The organism is Castellaniella denitrificans, assembly GCF_042653765.1.
Lineage (GTDB): Bacteria > Pseudomonadota > Gammaproteobacteria > Burkholderiales > Burkholderiaceae_B > Castellaniella > Castellaniella denitrificans.
This window is the reverse complement of sequence record NZ_JBHSEZ010000028.1, coordinates 338,421-355,816: the sequence shown is the minus strand read 5'-3', so window position 1 is coordinate 355,816 and position 17,396 is coordinate 338,421. Positions and strand designations below refer to the sequence as shown.

The 17,396-nt window shown below is 65.9% G+C and carries 17 protein-coding genes; 10 read left to right on the top strand and 7 right to left on the bottom strand.

Annotation, left to right across the window (positions count from 1 at the left end; all coding sequences use genetic code 11):
- Positions 1–8 precede the first annotated feature (8 nt).
- A complete protein-coding gene (locus tag ACFO27_RS13790) occupies positions 9–1,220 on the top strand; it encodes a sialidase family protein (protein WP_376817834.1) in 1,212 nt (403 codons plus the stop codon).
- Complete coding sequence (locus ACFO27_RS13785; protein WP_376817833.1) at positions 1,217–1,696, top strand: TlpA family protein disulfide reductase; 480 nt, start codon at positions 1,217–1,219, stop codon at positions 1,694–1,696. The genes ACFO27_RS13790 and ACFO27_RS13785 overlap by 4 nt, the downstream gene beginning before the upstream one ends.
- Positions 1,697–1,742: 46 nt before the next feature.
- Here the strand turns inward: ACFO27_RS13785 and ACFO27_RS13780 are convergent, their stop codons facing one another.
- From ACFO27_RS13780 to ACFO27_RS13750, 7 genes are all read right to left on the bottom strand, one after another.
- A complete protein-coding gene (locus tag ACFO27_RS13780; protein WP_376817832.1) occupies positions 1,743–2,375 on the bottom strand; it encodes an aspartate/glutamate racemase family protein in 633 nt (210 codons plus the stop codon).
- Positions 2,376–2,391: 16 nt separating this feature from the next.
- The gene (pepE, locus tag ACFO27_RS13775; protein WP_376817831.1) at positions 2,392–3,081 is read right to left on the bottom strand and encodes a dipeptidase PepE; all 690 of its coding nucleotides are present in this window, start codon (positions 3,079–3,081) and stop codon (positions 2,392–2,394) included.
- An 11-nt stretch (positions 3,082–3,092) separates the two neighbouring features.
- Complete coding sequence (locus ACFO27_RS13770) at positions 3,093–3,797, bottom strand: AroM family protein (RefSeq protein WP_376817830.1); 705 nt, start codon at positions 3,795–3,797, stop codon at positions 3,093–3,095.
- Between the two features lie 16 nt (positions 3,798–3,813).
- Positions 3,814–4,746 carry a DUF1177 domain-containing protein gene (locus tag ACFO27_RS13765; RefSeq protein ID WP_376817829.1) on the bottom strand — a complete coding sequence of 311 codons (933 nt, stop codon included), beginning with the start codon at positions 4,744–4,746 and terminating at the stop codon, positions 3,814–3,816.
- Positions 4,747–4,777: 31 nt separating this feature from the next.
- The gene (locus ACFO27_RS13760) at positions 4,778–6,382 is read right to left on the bottom strand and encodes an OPT/YSL family transporter (RefSeq protein ID WP_376817828.1); all 1,605 of its coding nucleotides are present in this window, start codon (positions 6,380–6,382) and stop codon (positions 4,778–4,780) included.
- 58 nt (positions 6,383–6,440) lie between these two features.
- Positions 6,441–7,202 (bottom strand): IclR family transcriptional regulator, encoded by a 762-nt coding sequence (locus ACFO27_RS13755; RefSeq protein ID WP_323024729.1) that lies wholly within the window; start codon positions 7,200–7,202, stop codon positions 6,441–6,443.
- A gap of 220 nt (positions 7,203–7,422) precedes the next feature.
- Positions 7,423–8,325, bottom strand: coding sequence for a LysR family transcriptional regulator (locus ACFO27_RS13750; RefSeq protein WP_376817827.1), 903 nt, complete (start codon positions 8,323–8,325; stop codon positions 7,423–7,425).
- A 58-nt stretch (positions 8,326–8,383) separates the two neighbouring features.
- Here ACFO27_RS13750 and ACFO27_RS13745 point away from each other — a divergent pair, with 58 nt between their 5' ends.
- From ACFO27_RS13745 to ACFO27_RS13710, 8 genes are all read left to right on the top strand, one after another.
- Positions 8,384–9,484 (top strand): 4-oxalomesaconate tautomerase, encoded by a 1,101-nt coding sequence (locus tag ACFO27_RS13745; RefSeq protein WP_376817826.1) that lies wholly within the window; start codon positions 8,384–8,386, stop codon positions 9,482–9,484.
- 149 nt (positions 9,485–9,633) lie between these two features.
- Positions 9,634–10,749 (top strand): ABC transporter ATP-binding protein, encoded by a 1,116-nt coding sequence (locus tag ACFO27_RS13740; RefSeq protein ID WP_376817825.1) that lies wholly within the window; start codon positions 9,634–9,636, stop codon positions 10,747–10,749.
- Entirely contained in the window at positions 10,746–12,494 is a 1,749-nt protein-coding gene (locus tag ACFO27_RS13735; RefSeq protein ID WP_376817824.1) for an ABC transporter permease, read from the top strand. Before ACFO27_RS13740 ends, ACFO27_RS13735 begins: the two co-directional genes overlap by 4 nt.
- 22 nt (positions 12,495–12,516) lie before the next feature.
- On the top strand, positions 12,517–13,617 hold the full coding sequence (locus ACFO27_RS13730) for an ABC transporter substrate-binding protein (protein ID WP_376817823.1): 1,101 nt from the start codon (positions 12,517–12,519) through the stop codon (positions 13,615–13,617).
- Positions 13,618–14,031: 414 nt separating this feature from the next.
- Positions 14,032–14,754 carry a type 1 glutamine amidotransferase gene (locus ACFO27_RS13725; RefSeq protein WP_376817822.1) on the top strand — a complete coding sequence of 241 codons (723 nt, stop codon included), beginning with the start codon at positions 14,032–14,034 and terminating at the stop codon, positions 14,752–14,754.
- 125 nt (positions 14,755–14,879) lie between these two features.
- A complete protein-coding gene (locus ACFO27_RS13720; protein ID WP_376817821.1) occupies positions 14,880–15,110 on the top strand; it encodes a VOC family protein in 231 nt (76 codons plus the stop codon).
- Between the two features lie 49 nt (positions 15,111–15,159).
- Positions 15,160–15,753 (top strand): tat (twin-arginine translocation) pathway signal sequence, encoded by a 594-nt coding sequence (locus tag ACFO27_RS13715; RefSeq protein ID WP_376817820.1) that lies wholly within the window; start codon positions 15,160–15,162, stop codon positions 15,751–15,753.
- Between the two features lie 73 nt (positions 15,754–15,826).
- A complete protein-coding gene (locus ACFO27_RS13710) occupies positions 15,827–17,395 on the top strand; it encodes a GMC family oxidoreductase (RefSeq protein WP_376817819.1) in 1,569 nt (522 codons plus the stop codon).
- Position 17,396 lies beyond the last annotated feature (1 nt).

Sequence of the window (17,396 nt, the reverse complement as noted above, 5' to 3'; positions counted from 1 at the left end):
ACATGAAAATGAACAAATGGCTGTATCTGCCGCTGTCCGCCCTGCTCGCGGCGGCCTCCTGGAGCCTTTCCGCCCGGACGCTTCCCCCGGCGGCTTCTCATCATCACGGAACAAGCGGGGCGCCGGTCATGGCCACCAGCGCGGCGCTCGGACCGGACGGGCGGCTCTGGACGGCATCCGCCGACGACGGCCGCCTGTCGGTGCGCCACTCCGACGACCTGGGGCGGACGTTCAGCGCCCCCGTCACCATCGACGTCTCGGCCGGATCGATCCTCACCATGGGCGAGGACCGGCCCGCGATCGCCCTGGGCGGGCACGGAGAGATCTACGTCGCCTGGACCCGGTCGCTGCCCAAACCGTACACGGGGCACATCCTGTTTTCCCGCTCGGTGGACGGAGGCCGGCATTTCTCGAAACCCGTCCGGGTGCATCGGGACGACGCCGAAATCACCCACCGCCTCGCGGCGATGTCGGTCGACGCCGACGGGCGCGTGCTGATCGCCTGGATCGACCGGCGCGATTTCCAGGCGGCCAAGGCGCGGGGGGAATCCTACGCGGGAACGGCCGTCTACTACGCCTGGTCGGACGATGCGGGCGCCCGCTTCGGACCGGAACACCGGCTGGCCGGCCACAGTTGCGATTGCTGCCGGATCGCCGCCGCGCGCACCCCGGAAGGCGGCATCGGGGTGCTCTGGCGCTTCTCCGACGCGGACGACCTGCGGGACCACGCCTACGCGGAAATCCGGGACGGGACCGTCGCACGCGAGCCCGCCCGGGCGACCTTTACCGGATGGCGGGTGGACGCATGCCCCCACCAGGGCCCCGGCCTGTCCATCGCCGCCGACGGAACCCGCCACGCGGTCTGGTTTTCCGCCAAGGACGGCGAGCCGACCCTCTGGTACGGGCAGCTGAAGCCGGGGCAGCCGCCCGGCCGCCTGCTGGCCGTCGCCCATGACGGCGCGGCGCACGCCGACGTGGCGGCGGCGGGCGACCGCGTCTGGATCGTCTGGAACCAGGCCGACGCCGAAGGCCTGAAGCTGATGGCGCGGGTCTCGGACGACGCGGGCGCGCATTTCGACGCCCCCCATGAACTCGCCCACACCGCCGCGGACGCCGGGTCGCCGCAACTGCTGCCCGGCCGCGACGGCCGCGCCTACGCCGCCTGGGACACGGCCGACGGCCTGCGCCTCGTCCCGCTCACCGGAACAGGAAAACCATGAAAACCCTCGCAATCAAAACCCTCATCCCACTGCTGTCGCTGCTGATTTCCCTGCCCGCGGCCGCGGCGGCCCTGGAGCCCTTGACGGCCGAGGACATACCGGCCCTGCTCGAGCCGCCCGCGCGCGGCGTGCGCATCATCGAACTGTGGGCGCTCTATTGCACCTATTGCGAGACCAACCTGCGGGCCGTGGCCGAGCTGAGCGCGGCCGACACCGACGTCCAGGCCGTGACGGTCAACACCGACCGGAACGCCTCCGACGCCGCCATCCTCGGGCGCCTGCGGTCGGCACGGGCGACCGGCGTCCCCGCGCGCGCCTACGCGGGCGCGTCGGTCCAGCGCCTCAACTACCTGATCGATCCGCACTGGGGCGGCGAGATGCCGCACACGGTGGTCGTGCGCGCGGACGGCACCCGGCGCGCGGCCAGCGGCACGCTGACCGCCGAACGCCTGAAGGCCCTGGCCGGCGGCCGCTGATTCAGGCCGCGGGATCTTCCGAGGCCTGCAGGCCCCGGCGCCGCGCTCACATCCGGATCGCGCTGGCGAACAGGCCGGCGGCCCGCACGGCGTCGATCGCCACGCAGTCCAGCTCGCGGCGGACGTCCGCCGCGAGGTCGATGGTCGTCAATCCGGTGCATGAAAACACGATGACCCGGGCGCCTTCTTCATGCAGGCGCCGCGCGCAGTCCAGCGCGGCCTGCCGGCCGTCCGCGGTCAGCAGGTCGGTGGTCTTGGCCACTCCGGACGGCCGTGCATAAGGCACGGACTCGCCCAGGACATGCCGGTAAGGCGCGGGGGCTTCCTCGCCGATGCCGATGACCGCGCAGGGCCTGTCCAGGAATCCGGCCACCCGCGCGGCCGCGCTGCCGGCCGAAATGACCGGGATGTCCACGGCCTCGCGCAACTGCGCCAGCCCGGGGTCCGCGGCGCAGCTCAGGAACAGGCCCGCGCAGCCGCTTTGCTGCAGCCGCCGGCCCAGGCGCACGATTTTCGGGATCGCGAGCGCCTCGCTCTGCGCGTCGTAGATGCCGTCCGGCTGATCGGGGATGCACTCCGTCACGGTGCGCAGTCCGTATTCCCGTTCCAGGATGCGGCCGTGCTCGAACAACACCGCCTCGTCATCGGTCGTCAGGACCCGGATGATTCCAAGCGTCATGGTCTTGCCTCCCGATTCAGATCCGCACCGGTCCACCCGCCGGCACATCCTGCGCGTCCTCGCCCTGCCTGAAGAGGCGGGCCGGGAACGGGCCGCCCAGATGAATGCCCGCATCATCCACGCGCAGCCAGTCGCCTTCCGGCAGGCCGATGACGCGGGCGTCCGGATTGGCGGCCAGGAATTCCGCGAGACGCTGGTCGCGCGTCTCGCCCTGGTGACCCGGCGGCAAGGCGTTGGTGTAGTGCGGATTGATCTGGAAATCGACCAGCCCCAATGCTTCGAACCCTTCGGGATCGACGATCGGCATGTCATTGGTGGTGCAGATGGTGGGGCACGCCAGGTTGGCGCCCGCGCTCCAGCCGATGTACGGCTTGCCGCCGCGCACGTGCGCGCGCAAGGCCTCCAGCAGCCCGCGTCGGCGGCACTCGCGCAGGAGCTGGAACGTATTGCCCCCGCCCACGATGATCAGTTCCGCAGCATCCAGGGCGTCGGCGCCGGCCGCATGGGCTCCGGTCAGTTCGATGCCCAGCGGCTCGACGACCGCCCGCACTTTGGCGGTGTATTCGTCCCAGCTGAACGTGACGCCGGCGAAGGGCACGAAGAACGCGGTGCGCCGCGATCCCGCGGCCGCCCGGATCAGGTCGGACGCATGCGTCAGATAGCCCCCGTCAGGGGAACGCGAATTGCTCAACAGCAGTAATTCCATGACCATCCTCTTCAGGCAAGCAGTTCCGACGCCAGCTTTGCGACGACGGCATTCGACAGCAGGACCGGCAGGCCGCACGCCTCCCGGGCCACCCGCTGGTGCGCGCGCACGAATCCCATGCAATCCAGCACCAGGATTTCAGCGCCACGATCGCGCAGCGCCAGGGCGGCACGCGCCACGGCATCTGTGTCGCCGCCGTACGGCAGGGCGACTTCGCACAGCGGCGGACGCGCCAGCACGGAAAATTTGCCCGCCTCGCTGACGGCCTGCTCGGCCAGCGGCACGATGACCCCCACCTGGCGCGAACCCGCCAGCGCCGCGACCGCCGGCGGCACCAGGCGGTCCGGCTCGATCAGCCAGGCATGCGACAGTCTCAGGTCGTGGAACTCGCCCGTGCACAGCACGAGCACCGCGTCGCAACCCCGGGCTTCGAGCTCGTCGAGCTTGGGCTGCATGGCCTGGCGCACCGCGGCCTTGTCGAGCGTGACGTGCGTGCCATCGAGCAGACGCGACACCAGCACCGGCCGGCCGTCCCGGACGGCGAACCGCTGCGCGATCTGCCGCGGATCGAGTCCATCCAGCACGCCGGCATGGACGCAATCCGTATCCGGAGGCAGGCAGGATTCCAGGATCGGCGTGATGTCCGGACGCGGCGCCTGGCCGATCGTCAGCGTACCCAGCAAACGCCGCGGCGGCTTCCCGGGATGAGCGTTCATGGCGTGCCCCCTCTTTCTACGCCTGGCGCTGCAGATGCGCCATGGAGCCGTACAGCGACACCAGCCGGTCGTATTCGGCCTGATCGTGGAAGCGGCAGGTTCCCCGGCCGAATTCCTTGGCCACTTCCACCACGAACCGCACCACCGCCGCGATGTCGGCCTCATCGCTGGCGCCCGTGCCGCAGCCGGGCACGGCCGTCACGGTGGAAATCGCGACGCCCACCGTGGGCGCCTCGGTGGCGATGGAAGGCTGCAGGATGCTGTTGATGTGGTAGACATCGTTGCCATAGGGCGTGATGTCCTGCGTCGTGATCGGGAACGTGACGGCGGGCCGTCCGCTGGTCATCTCCATGATCCGCACCAGGTCTTCGGAGACACGCAGGATGTAGCCCTGCTTGACCGTGGGCGAGAGCGCATAGCCTTTATGGTTCAGGATGCGATTGCCCTTGGTGGTGTCGATGGACAGCACGGCGTCCATGTCCGGCGTCACTTCGTGGGCATTGAGCGTTTCGGTGTCCACCGGCGAATCCATGAAATCCACCGGCTGGTGCGGACGCGTCGGCGCGTCGGCGCAAATGTGGGTGCTGATGATCACATCGCCCGGCAGCGCGTCGCCCTGCTCGGCCATGCTGGCGAGTTTCAACGCGGCGGCCACCGCGGCCACGGCACCGTCCCCGTCCGACACCAGGCCGATGCGGGTGGGCCGCGCGCCGACGCCGCCCAGACGGCCGACGATGCCCAGCGTGGGCGCCGTGCCGCCCTTCTGCTTGCCTGCCGTGCCCGGCACGACGACGCGGACGAAATCGGTCTTGCCGCGAGGCCCCTGGATGGTTTCCACCGACGCCCGGACCGACCGGTCATGCGGCGCCAGCAGGTCCAGGACGGTCTTTCCGGTTGCGTACGCGCTATCGAGCGCATCGAATGCCTTCAGCGTATGCGACAAACTCATTGTGCTTCCTTGCTATGACGAAATGGACGATTCATCGGGTCTTGGCCTGATACTGGAAGATGGAATGGAAGAAGCCGTAGATGGCGTCGCCCGCGATCGCTCCGGCGGCGAACACTTCCATCGTGTTCTGGATCTTGTCACCCCAGATCCGCAGCACCAGCAGGCGCAGGCCGATGCCGATCAGCACCGCCCACCCGGCCAGGGGACTGAAAATGAGCAGGCCCGTGGACAGCAGCACCCCGATCTGGCGCTTCGGCCCGCCCAGCCACTGGACGATCGCCCCCGGAATGGCCCACATGGCCAGGTGCATGCCCACGTCGCCGGAAATGCCGGCCTTGATGGTCGCGGCATACACGCGCGCCACCGGCGGCACCAGCCCGCTGGCGAAATAGCTCTGGAACGACAAGTACACGATGGGGATGGCCACGACGAAGGCGATCATCGCGCAGATCAGCTGCTGGCGGCGCCCCTGCAGCTCGAACCGTGGATCGGCATTGTTGCCGCGCAGGATGAAGCCGGCCTTCAGGTCGTACCCCATGTCGGCGAAAGCCGGGCCGGTGGCGGCCGCGAAGCCGCACAGCATGGTCAGGCCCAGCGGAGGAAAGCCGATCAACATGCCGACCAGCAGGGTGATCAGGGCCACGGCGAAGGCGGGAAACCAGCCCGAGTGCATGGCGGCGATGCCCACGATCAGTTCGTGCGCCAGCGCGGCAAACGCGGCGTACACGACGAAGGCGGCCAGCATCGGCCAGGACAGCTCGGCATGGATGCCGCTGCCGAACGCGATCAGGGCGGCCAGAACGATGTACGCAACGGCGCCGAACTGCATGGCGGAACGGACCCGGTCCGCGCTGTCGGACTGCGTCGCGTCCTTCGGGTCGGCGGCCCTCGGGCCGGGGACGGATTTCTTGCGGTGATGGCGTATCTGCGCGATCACCTGGACGAGCGCCACCAGCCCGGCGCCGATCATCAATCCATGCGGAATGTACAGGGCGTTGATGTCCACCCCCAGGACGGGATTGGAATATCCCCGGACCAGCAGCCCGACCCCGAACATCGTCAAAGCCCAGATATTGCCCAGGAAAGCAATGCCGAAAGCCGACATCGGCACGTGCAGCCAGGCCCCGATCACCCCCACGCCGATGCCCACGCCCAGCACCTTGGCCTGCTTGCCCCCGCTGTCGCCCGCCTTGATGGCCTCGGCCGCGGCGACCCCGGGCGGCCAGGCGCCCGTCGCCGGAAACACCCGGGTGTCGAACAGGCGATACAGCATGAAGCCATCCAGCAGCATGGCCAGGCCGACCCCGATGAACATGGGCAGGATCAGGTCGGGCCGCCCCATCAGGTAGGGAATGGCGATCGGCAGCAGCAGGCTGTTCGCCGCGCCGAACGTGGCCGACGAAATGGCCGTCTGTGCCAGGTTCTGCACATGCACGTTGCGGAACTGGCGCAGCAGGCTCAAGGGCACCCGCGCCAATATCATGGCCGCCAGGGCGCCGATGATGGACGTGTTCGGCGTGACGCCCAGGGTCGTGAGCAGCTGGATGCCGATGATGGCGCCGAAAACGCTCAGCAGCACGACGAACACGAAGGTGCTGCCCTGGAAGGTGCTTGGATGGTTCTGGGGAGTGTTCATGGGGATCTCTCGGACTGTATTCATTCGGATCGGGACGGGCATCCGGCACCGGAATCCGTCATCGGCTCCAGAACGGATCGCCGATGGCGCGGCCGATCTTGCGCGCTCGGTCGGCCAGGCCGCGGGCCAGGGCTTCAGCATCCACGGGGGGGATTTGCCTCGAAGGGAAGCTCAGGCAGAACGCCATGGTTTCCTTGCCGAGCGGATCGGCCACGGCGCAGCTGACCGAACCCACGCCGGGGAGGGCCTCGTCTTGCGCGGCGGCCCAGCCATCGCGGCGGATTTGCTCCAGGCGATTGCGCAGGCTGGCCAGATCCCGCGGGGAACTGGGCGCGGCCTTGGCCACCAACTGGTCGAAGTGGCTGGCGACGGTGGCGTCGTCCAGGCGCGCCAGCAATGCGCGCCCGGTCGAGGTGGCGATGGCGGCGGACTTGTGGCCGGGCCACGTCACCACCTGCAGCGGATGGCTGCCACGATGCACGCGCAGCACGACGACGCTTGCGCCGGGCTGGTCGAGCACGGAGATATATCCCGTATGGCCGCTTTCCCCCACCAGGTTCTCCAGCTCCTGCTCCATCCGCGCCAGCAGCGGGGTCGTCGCGCGAACCTGATGCGCCACTTCGAGCAGCAGCAAGGCGGGCCGATACAGCAAGGAGTCGGCACAGCGCTCCAGCATGCCGCATTCCAGCATCTGCCTGAGCAGGCGCGACGCCGAGCTTTTCGGCAAGGACAGGCCCTCGGCCACGTCGGTCACCGACAGGTCGCGCTCGGCGCTGGCGAACAGACGGAACACATTGGCGGCGCTGATCAGGACGGTCATGTCGATGGCGATTCGATTTGAGCAAAGTTCCAAATTTTGGAACTGAGTGCCATTTATTGGCAATGAATAGATTCTACCCAATGATGCGATCGGTCTTGCCTAGGAATAACCCTGATGGATGGCGCGCCGCTGTCCCGCCGCATTGCGCACGTCGCGGCCAGGGCGCTGCTGTGGCGGTATCGGGCGGCATTCGCGCGCTCGCCCGAAACAAGCCTTTGACCTAGCGACGCAGGGCCTCGCTCTTGATCAGGTCGTACAGCACGCGCGCTGTGGGCGACAGGTCATCATTCTTGCGATACAAAAGCCCCAGGGTGCGGGAGACTTCAGGCTCGATCAGGGCGATCCCCTTGTGCGTCGACTGGTTTTCCGCCGACAGGGCAAGCTTGGGCACGGCGGCCACCCCCAGGCCGACTTCGACCAGCCCCAGCAGCGAAGACACGTGGGCCACCTCGAAAAAGCTGGTCGGCCGCTCTTTCAGGCTGGCCAGCGCCGAATCCAGCAGAACCCGATTGCCGCTGTTCTTGCCCACCGTGATGAAGCGTTCACCGACCAATTCCCGCCACCGGATCTGGCGCCGCCTGGCGAACCGGTGGTTGGCGGGAACCGCCAGGACAAAGCGCTCGCTGAGAATGGGTTCGAAATGCAGGTCGGTTTCCTGGGTCCCGATGAAGTTCACGCCGAAATCGGCGCGGAAATTCAAGACGTCGTTCAACACTGTATTGGCGCCCTCGTCCAGGATCTGCACGCGGATCTTCGGGTAGAGCTGCGTGAAGGTCTTGATGACGCTGGGCAGAAAGTAATAGGCCACCGACGGCACGCAGGCCACCGTGACGACGCCGCGATAGTGTGCGGCCAAGTCTTCGATGCCCAGCACCCCTTGTTCCAGTTCGTCCAGCGCCCGGCGCGCCCTGTCCAGGAAAGCGCGGCCGACGTTGGTCAGTTCGACACGCCGCGTGCTGCGATCGAACAATCTGGCGCTCAGCAGCATCTCCAGTTTTTCAATGCGGCGACTGAGCGCGGGTGGAGAAATGCTCAGGAAATCAGCAGCTTCTCGAAACGACAGCTTGTCCGCCACCGCGACGAAAGCCTGCAGTTCCTGCAAGTCGAAATTGATGCGTGCCATGCAACTATGATTTCTAAAATTGCAATCCACTGACTAGCGATTTCCACATAATACCCCCATGGAAACGTCAATACCTTGTGTCGTGCTTCGCGGGGGAACCTCCAGGGGCCTGTATTTCCGGGCGGAAGACCTGCCCACCGACCGCGCGCAGCGCGATCGCGCCCTGCTGCAGATCATGGGCTCGCCGCACGTGCTTCAGGTCAATGGCCTGGGGGGCGGCAATTCCCTGACCAGCAAGGTCGCCATCATTTCACGATCCTCTCGACCAGGCTGCGACGTGGATTACCTGTTCGCGCAGATCGGCATCGAACAGGCCATTGTCGACACCCGCCCAAATTGCGGCAACCTGTTGTCCGGTGTCGGCCCTTACGCCATCGAAGAGGGGTTGGTGGCCGCCCAGGACGGCGTCACCCGGGTCCGCATCTACAACGTCAACGCCAGGACCGTCGTCGAAGCAGAAGTCCTGACGCCCCGAGGCCGCCCGGCGTATGAAGGCGAAGCGCACATCGACGGCGTGCCCGGCACAGGTTCCCCGATCATCCTGAACTTTCTGGACGTCCAGGGCGGCAGCACCGGAGCCCTGTTTCCGACCGGCTCGCGCATCGATATGATCGACGGCCTCGCGGCCACCTGCATCGACGTCGCCATCCCGGTCATGATTCTCGACGCCCGCGCCCTGGGGCTGTCCGGCAACGAGACGCCGGATGCCCTGGATGCGAACAAAGACCTGATGGACCGCATCGAGACCCTGCGGCTGGAAGCCGGACGGCGCATGGGGCTGGGGGACGTCACCCACAGCGTCGTACCCAAACCCATCCTGGCCAGCCCGGCGGGTCCCCAGGCGATCCAGTCCCGCTATCTGACGCCGCATCGCTGCCACAAGGCCCATGCGGTGACAGGGGCGATCTCGCTGGCCAGCTGTTTCGCCATTCCGGGCACCGTCCCCCATGGCATGTGCGAAGACCACCAGGACGACAGCCGCGTCTGCGTCCTGCACCCCGCGGGCCATATCGACATCGCCCTGGACATCCGGCAGGAAGGCGAAGCCATCCGGATCGCGCGGGCCGGCGTCATCCGGACCGCGCGCAAAATCATGAAAGGCATGGTCTTCATTCATGACACCCACACGCTCGATGCATACTTTCCCGAGCCGTGCTGAGCCCGGACGACATCCAATCAACAGGGAGACAAACATGAGACACACCTTCTCCGCAACAACGGCAGGCGCGCCGGATCGCGCCGCCCCCGCATCACGAACCGACACAGGACTGCATCGAGGCCTGTTCGGCCACCACAGGTCAGGTCGCCATGAAGATTGAAATTCAACAACTGAAGCTGCAATACGGGAAATTCACGGCTCTGCACGAATTCAACCTGCAGATCCAGGACGGGGAATCCATCGTCTTGCTGGGGCAATCGGGTTGCGGCAAGACCAGCGCCATGCGATGCGTCGCCGGCCTGGAACGCCCGACATCGGGCCGGATCATCATCGGCGAAAACACTGTTTTCGACGGTGCTGCGGGGATCAACACCCCGCCAAACAAGCGCAACGTGGGCATGGTGTTCCAGTCCTACGCCATCTGGCCGCACATGACGGTCTTTGAGAACGTCGCCTATTCCCTGGTCACCCGGAAAATCTCCAAGACGGACATCCGCAAGCAGGTCATGGCGGCGCTGACGACGGTCGGTTTGCAGGCCTTTGCGGAACGAGGCGCCAGCCTGCTGAGCGGCGGGCAGATGCAGCGGGTGGCCCTGGCGCGCAGCCTGGTCATGCAACCCGGCGCTTTGCTGCTCGATGAGCCCCTGTCCAATCTGGATGCCAGGCTGCGCGATCGCCTGCGCGTCGAACTGCGCGAACTGCAGCTGCGACTGGGCCTGACCTGCATCTACGTGACGCATGACCAAAGCGAAGCATTCGCCCTGGCGGACCGCATCGCCATCATGCAGAGCGGGCGGATCGTGCAAATCGACACGCCGCAAAACATCTACGCCAACCCGATCACATCGCAGATCGCCGACTTCCTGGGCGTCTCCAATGTCTTCCCCTGCGAGGTCAAGAAAATCAACGCGGATCACCACGTCGCGGAACTCTCCGACCACGCGCTGGCCGTGCATTCCAGCCTCATCCCGCCCTCGACGACGGGCGCCACGAGCCTGTGCGTCCGGCCGGAGAGCTTTCGCATCCAGGCCGCCGATCCGCGGGCGCCGGCTCCGGGAGAAACCGCCAACCGCTGGCCTGGGAAAATCGTGGTCGCCAGTTTCCAGGGCGGATATGTCCAGTACGCCATCCAGTTGGATCAAGGCCCCGAGATCAGCGCCGCACAGCTGACCGCCGAAGGCCCTGTGCTGAACAGCGGGGACCGCGTCCACGTCAGCCTGGACCCGTGCGCCGCGCAAATCCTGCCCTCGGAGCTCCCCGCATGAAAGCCGCCAACCTGCTGCATGGCTACTGGCGCGACCACGCCCCTGTCGCAGGGATCAGCGCCATCCTCTTCGTCCTGTGCCTGATCCCGGTGATCCTGGTTGTCTTCGCGTCGCTCTCGACCACGGTGCCCCGCCCCGGCGCCTCGACCCTGGGAAGCCTGACGCTCGACAACTTCACCTCTCTGATGACGCCGAATGCGGCCAACGCCTTCGTGAATTCGCTGAGCGTCGGCCTGGGCGCCGCCATCATCGCGCTGCTGATCGGCGGCTCGCTGGCGTTCCTGTGCGCACGCACCGATGCGCCCGGCAAACGCTTCATCTTCTTCGTCGGCATCTCTCCCATGTTCATCCCCGCGTTGGTGGGGGCGCTGGCCTGGTCCTTCCTGGCATCGCCCTCCAGCGGCTTCCTGAACGTGGCCCTGAGGAACCTGGGGCTGGATTTCGCCGTGAACATCTACAGCCTGGGCGGGCTGATCTTCGTCCTGGGCATCTATTACGCACCTTACGGCTTCCTGTTGATGCGCAGTTCCTTTGTACTGATGAGCGGCGACCTGGAAGAAGCCGCCGCCGTCCACGGCGCGTCATTCGGCCGGACCCTGAGGACCATCACGCTGCCGCTGGTGCTGCCCGCGCTGCTGGGCGCGGGCATCCTGGTGTTCGCGCTGGCCATGCAGAACTTTCCGGCGGCGCAGGTGGTCGGGATGCCGGGACGCGTCGATACCCTGCCCACGTTCATCTATCGCCTGATGAGCACGACGCCGGCGCAGAGCAATCAGGCGGCGGCGGTCTCCGTCATCCTGACCATCGGCCTGCTGATCTTCACCGTGCTGCAGCAGCGGGTGGTCAGCCGGCGCAAGTTCACCACGGTCACCGGCAAGGGCGCTATTTCCCGCCAGGTGCCCCTGGGCGGCTTCAAGTGGCTGATCATGGGCTACGTCCTGGTCTATTTCCTGGTCTCGATCGCACTGCCCATGCTCGCGCTGCTGGTGACCGCCATGCAGGAGTCTCCCTTCTTCAGCACGATCGCGCAGTTGATACAGCCCGGCGCACTGTCCCTGGGCAGGCTGTGGACCACGCTGCAGTCCTTGGATTTTCACGTCGGCCTGCGCAACAGCATCATCGTGTCGGTACTGGCTGCGGGCTTTGGCACCCTGCTCAGCTTCCTGGCCTCCTATATCCGGCACCGCTCGATCTCCGGATGCCGCGGACTCATCGACTTCATCGCCATGACACCCCTGGCCATTCCATCCATCGTCATGGGCATGGGCTTGCTGTGGACCTGGCTGCTCATCCCCATCCCGGTCTACGGCACGGTGTGGGTGCTGGTGATCGCCTGCATCGCCGTATTCTTTCCCCAGGGCTACCAGGGCATTTCGGCGTCCATCCTGCAGATCGGCAACGACCTGGAGGACAGCGCCGTGCTGCTGGGGGCCCGCCGCGCGCGCGCCGTCCGGACCATTACAGTGCCCCTGATGCGCGTCGGCATCACATCGACCTTCCTGCTGTTCCTGATGATGTCGATGCGGGAGTTGAGCGCCGTCATCTTCCTCTTCACGTCCGACACGCGCATCTTGTCGATCATGGTTTTTGAAAATTTCGAGAACGGCCAGATCCAGGCCGCCGCCGCCGTCAGCGTGTATTACTGCGTTGTGATCGCCTGCATCGCCATCCTGGGGCAGGTGCTGGGCTCGATGGAGAAACGCCGTAACGCAAGCCAACACCAACCACACAGCCTGGCAAGCTGAACCCTATCCAAGGAGACTCCGCATGGCACCCTTCACATCCGCCAAAAACCACTTCGCCACGAAGGCGATCTCAGCCGCCCTGATCCTGTCCGCCTACGCCGTCATGGCGCACGGGGCGACACCCGCAACGAACGGCGCACTGGTCATCGAGGGCGAAACCATCGCCGACAGCGCCACGTACCAGCAGGCCAGGCAGGAAACCCTGCGCCTGTACACGGGGTACGTGCAATCCGCCGAGAAAGTCCTGATCGACCGCTTCACGAAAGACACCGGCATCAAGGTCAGCATGATCCGCCTGACGCCCAACCAGCTGGCCGAACGCGTGCTGTCCGAGCAAGGCGCCGGCAAACTGGGGGCGGACGTCGTCCGCACCTCCGATTATCCAATCGCGCAAGCGATGCAAAAAGCTGGAGTCTGGCAAAAATACCTGCCCCCCATCATTGCCGACATCCCCGAACTCAGCCTGGACCAGGGCCTGTTCAACCTGACCTTCGACTCGGTCTACAGCATTGGCTACAACACCCAGCTGGTCGACAAAGCGTCCGCGCCCACATCCTGGGCGGACATGGTCAGCGGAAAATGGAAAAACAAGATCGGCATCGTACAAGGCGGATCTGGCGGCAGCACCGCGGCCCTGAACCGATTCATGCTGTCGAAGCTGGGCGAGGACTATTTCAAGAAATACGCAAGCCAGGATCCGGTGATCTATAACTCGCTCGGGCAGGAAGCCATCGCCCTGGCCAGGGGCGAGGTCGCGGTCGGCACCGTCAAGGTCAGCGACATCGGCGTGCTGGCCACCAAGGACAAGGCGCCGCTCATGTTCGTCGTCCCTGCCGAAGGCGTGGCCGTCTACGATTACTACCTGGGCATGACCAGTTCCGCCAAGAACGCGGCCGCGGCGAAAGTCTTCATCAACTACAACCTGTCCAAGCGCGGCCAGGAAGTATTCTCGAAACTGGGCGAATACCCCGCGCGTGCCGACGTGGCATCGCCCACCGTGCTGGGCGTGACCCTGCCGCCCATCAAGTCCGCGCAATACTTCCGCATGAGCACAGAGGATTCCATGAAGTATTCCAAGGATGATCTGGCGAAATGGAACGCGGATTTCAACTTCACGAAATGAAAATGCACTGAAAGCCGCCAGTCCGTAATACTGACGGGCGATTCTTGAACTCGTCGCGTTTTGGTCTTGGCCACGAGATCCCCAGCCGGGCACAGGCTCAACCATAGGGGAACGCGGGACAAAATGAATCATCGTCCCGCGTTCCCTATCAAAAAACCATAGCCTGATCCTTTAGACGATTCGGTTGTCGAGACCTTGAGCCCTTCCAGTCTTGCCGTCGTATTCAAGTCTGTAGCACCATCGTGTCCGGGAAGGCCGCCACCAGGCTCTGGCCCATGGTGATGCCCAGGCGGCCCTGGCCCGCATTTGCAGGGCGATTGAACGGACGCCGCGGAAGCGGCTGCGGGGACCGGGCCGGATCGCCGTGGCCGGACCCGGCCCCCCTGTATCACCCAGCGGATTTCAAGGAGAACCATGAAAGTCCATTTCGTCGTCCACGAGTCGTTCGAAGCCCCTGGCGCCTATGAAACCTGGATCAAGGAACGTGGATTCGAAGCTGGCTATTCCCGCGTCTACGACCATGAACCGCTGCCGCGGTCCATCGACGACATCGATCTGCTGGTGGTGATGGGCGGCCCGCAATCGCCGTCCACCACCCGGGAGGAATGCCCGCACTTCGACGCCGCCGCCGAATGCGCCCTGATCGCCCGATGCGTCGACGGCGGGAAGGCCGTCGTCGGAGTCTGCCTCGGGGCGCAGTTGCTCGGCACGGCCCTCGGCGCCCCGCACGAGCACAGCCCGGAAAGAGAGATCGGCAAGTTTCCGATCCTGCTGACGGCCGCGGGAAAGGCGAACGCCAAGTTCTCGCACTTCGGCGACACGCTGGAAGTGGGCCACTGGCACAACGACATGCCGGGCCTGACTGCGCACGCGAAGGTCATCGCCCGCAGCGAAGGATGCCCCCGGCAGATCATCGAATACGGCGATCTCGCCTACGGATTCCAGTGCCACATGGAGTTCACGCCCGAAGTGATCGAACGGCTGATCGCCGCTTCCGGGCGGGAACCGGGGACATTCGCCGCACGCCGGTTCGTGCAGCCGCCCGACGTCCTGCGCGCCCATGACTACGGCGCCATGAACCGGACGCTGTACGGCTTCCTCGACCGGCTCGTGGAAGCCTACGCCGATAGGCGCTGACCCGGACTCTTCCTGTACGCCCGGGCGGGAGAACGCCGCCCGCCCGAATGTAGCATCCGGCTGTTACCCCTCCATGCGCCGTGCTCGCATAATTGGACACAACGAGCACAAGCAAGGAGCCGGATGTGGCCAGACTCATCCATCTCGTGATCCGGGTGCGGGACCTGCGGCGGTCCATCGGTTTCTACCGGGATGCGTTCGGATTCCAGGAAACCCACCAGCTCGACTTTCCCACCTTCACCCCGGTCCATCTCCGCTGCGACGCCAGCCCGGTCGAGATCGAACTGACGCTGAACAAGGGCCACCCGGACGGCTGCAAGATCGAGGCCCTGCGGGAAGGCGGGCATTACCGATGAGAACCAGCCGGGACACCCTCACCCGGCGACATCATTTCAGGAGACAAACATGAAAGAAACCATCGACCGGCCGCCGGAGTCCGCCATTCCCCGCGTCCGGCGCGGATCGCGCCGCGAATTCCTGAAGGGAACCGTCGTCCTGGCCGGCACCCTGTCCGCCGGCACGCTGCTGGCGGCGCTGGCGCCCTCCAGGACCTGGGCGCTCGAAGCCCAGGTCCTCGACAAGAACCAGGCCCGGGACCTGCTGCTGATGGCCAGGCGCCTGTATCCGCACGACGACCTGCCGGACGCGGTCTACGCCCTGCTCGTCAAGGACATCGACGCGGCCTGCCGCGACGCAACGGTCCGCGATCTGGTGCGATCGGGCATCGAATCGCTGAACCGCGCCGCCGGCGGGAACTGGGCCTCGGCGACTCCGCAGCGGCAGCTCGCGATACTCGAAGCCATGCGCACGGATCCGTTTTTCCAGAAGATCCGCAGCCAATGCGTGACCTCGATCTACGACAACCAGATGGCCTACAAGCACTTCGGCTACGAGGGCGAGACCTGGTCGAAGGGCGGCTACATCAAGCGCGGCTTCAACGACCTGACCTGGCTGCCCGATCCGCCCGCCTCGGCGAGCCCGCCGCCCTTCGACGCCTGAAGACGGCGCGGAACCGCAAAACGCGCATCCGCGGGATGGCGTCTTTCGAGAAAAAAATCGGCAGGAGACAATCATGGCCAAGTACGACGACAAGGACGACAGCGTGGTCGTCATCATCGGTTCGGGGGCCGGCGGCGGCACGCTGGCGAACGAACTGTGTCAAAAGGGCATCCATGTGGTGGTGCTGGAAGCCGGCGGGCGGGAGAGCCCGGAAAGTTTCATCCAGGACGAATGGAAGTCGTTCGGCCAGCTCGCCTGGCTCGACAAGCGCACGACGTCCGGCTCGTGGCGCATCGCCCGGGACTTTCCCAACCTGCCCGCCTGGATCTGCAAGACGGTGGGCGGCACGACGACCCACTGGGCGGGGGCCTCGCTGCGCTTTCAGGAACACGAATTCAAGGCCAGGACGACGTACGGCGACCTGCCGGGCAGCAACCTGCTGGACTGGCCCGTCAGCCTGGCCGAGATGGAGCCCTACTACGCGCGCGCCGAGGCCAAAATGGGGGTCACGCGGACCAACGGCATCCCGGGACTGCCCGGCAACAACAATTTCAAGATCATGTACGCCGGCGCCACCAGGATCGGCTACAAGGAAGTCAGCACCGGACACATGGCCATCAACAGCGTGGCCCGCGACGGACGGTCGCCCTGTATCCAGCAGGGCTTCTGTTTCCAGGGCTGCAAGGCGGCGGCCAAGTGGTCGACCCTGTATACCGAAATCCCCAGGGCGGAAGCCACCGGCCGGCTCGACCTGCGGATCCGGTGCCAGGCGGCGCGCATCGAGCACGACCGCCGGGGCAAGGTCAATGCCGTGGTCTATTTCGACCAGGACGGCAAGGAACGGCGGCAGGCGGCGCGCGCCGTCTGCGTGGCCGGCAATTCGATCGAGACCCCGCGCCTGCTGCTGCTTTCGGAGTCCGCCAAGTTCAGGCACGGCCTGGCGAACAGTTCCGGACAGGTCGGCCGGAACTACATGCGCCATACGACCGGGTCGGTGTATGCTGTCTTCGACAAGCCGGTGCACATGTACAGGGGTACGACGATGGCCGGCATCGTCCAGGACGAAGCGAAGCACGATCCCGCGCGCGGATTCTCCGGGGGCTACGAGCTCGAAACGATCAGTCTCGGCCTTCCCTTCTACGCCGCGTTCCTGGATCCGGGCGCCTGGGGCGCGAACTTCGCCTCCTTCATGGATGACTATGTCAGGACGGCGGGCTTATGGATCGTGGGCGAGGACCTGCCCCAGGAAACCAACCGCATCACCTTGAACGCCGAGGTCAAGGACCGTTTCGGGCTGCCGGTGGCCAACGTGCACTACGACGACCACCCCAACGACCAGGCCATGCGCGATCACGCGTTCGAGCGCAGTTCGGCGCTCTACGAGGCGGCGGGAGCGCGGCGCACCTTCCATACGCCGCCCTATCCCTCGACCCACAACCTGGGCACCTGCCGCATGAGCCTCAAGGCCGATGACGGCGTCTGCGACAGGCACGGCCGCGCGCACGACGTGCCGAACCTGTTCATCTCGGACGGCAGCCAGTTCACGTCGAGCGCGGCCGAGAATCCGACCCTGACGATCGTGTCGCTGGCGATCCGGCAGGCCGAGACGATCGCGGACCTCATGTCGCGCAAGGCCCTCTGAG

What these genes read in the sequence shown, in the direction of transcription:
- ACFO27_RS13745 (WP_376817826.1), top strand. Translation starts at nt 8,384, where the DNA reads ATGGAAACGTCAATACCTTGTGTCGTGCTTCGCGGGGGAACCTCCAGG.
- ACFO27_RS13770 (WP_376817830.1), bottom strand. Translation starts at nt 3,797, where the DNA reads ATGAACGCTCATCCCGGGAAGCCGCCGCGGCGTTTGCTGGGTACGCTG.
- ACFO27_RS13790 (WP_376817834.1), top strand. Translation starts at nt 9, where the DNA reads ATGAACAAATGGCTGTATCTGCCGCTGTCCGCCCTGCTCGCGGCGGCC.
- ACFO27_RS13780 (WP_376817832.1), bottom strand. Translation starts at nt 2,375, where the DNA reads ATGACGCTTGGAATCATCCGGGTCCTGACGACCGATGACGAGGCGGTG.
- ACFO27_RS13765 (WP_376817829.1), bottom strand. Translation starts at nt 4,746, where the DNA reads ATGAGTTTGTCGCATACGCTGAAGGCATTCGATGCGCTCGATAGCGCG.
- ACFO27_RS13755 (WP_323024729.1), bottom strand. Translation starts at nt 7,202, where the DNA reads ATGACCGTCCTGATCAGCGCCGCCAATGTGTTCCGTCTGTTCGCCAGC.
- ACFO27_RS13760 (WP_376817828.1), bottom strand. Translation starts at nt 6,382, where the DNA reads ATGAACACTCCCCAGAACCATCCAAGCACCTTCCAGGGCAGCACCTTC.
- pepE (WP_376817831.1), bottom strand. Translation starts at nt 3,081, where the DNA reads ATGGAATTACTGCTGTTGAGCAATTCGCGTTCCCCTGACGGGGGCTAT.
- ACFO27_RS13735 (WP_376817824.1), top strand. Translation starts at nt 10,746, where the DNA reads ATGAAAGCCGCCAACCTGCTGCATGGCTACTGGCGCGACCACGCCCCT.
- ACFO27_RS13785 (WP_376817833.1), top strand. Translation starts at nt 1,217, where the DNA reads ATGAAAACCCTCGCAATCAAAACCCTCATCCCACTGCTGTCGCTGCTG.
- ACFO27_RS13710 (WP_376817819.1), top strand. Translation starts at nt 15,827, where the DNA reads ATGGCCAAGTACGACGACAAGGACGACAGCGTGGTCGTCATCATCGGT.
- ACFO27_RS13715 (WP_376817820.1), top strand. Translation starts at nt 15,160, where the DNA reads ATGAAAGAAACCATCGACCGGCCGCCGGAGTCCGCCATTCCCCGCGTC.
- ACFO27_RS13730 (WP_376817823.1), top strand. Translation starts at nt 12,517, where the DNA reads ATGGCACCCTTCACATCCGCCAAAAACCACTTCGCCACGAAGGCGATC.
- ACFO27_RS13725 (WP_376817822.1), top strand. Translation starts at nt 14,032, where the DNA reads ATGAAAGTCCATTTCGTCGTCCACGAGTCGTTCGAAGCCCCTGGCGCC.
- ACFO27_RS13750 (WP_376817827.1), bottom strand. Translation starts at nt 8,325, where the DNA reads ATGGCACGCATCAATTTCGACTTGCAGGAACTGCAGGCTTTCGTCGCG.
- ACFO27_RS13740 (WP_376817825.1), top strand. Translation starts at nt 9,634, where the DNA reads ATGAAGATTGAAATTCAACAACTGAAGCTGCAATACGGGAAATTCACG.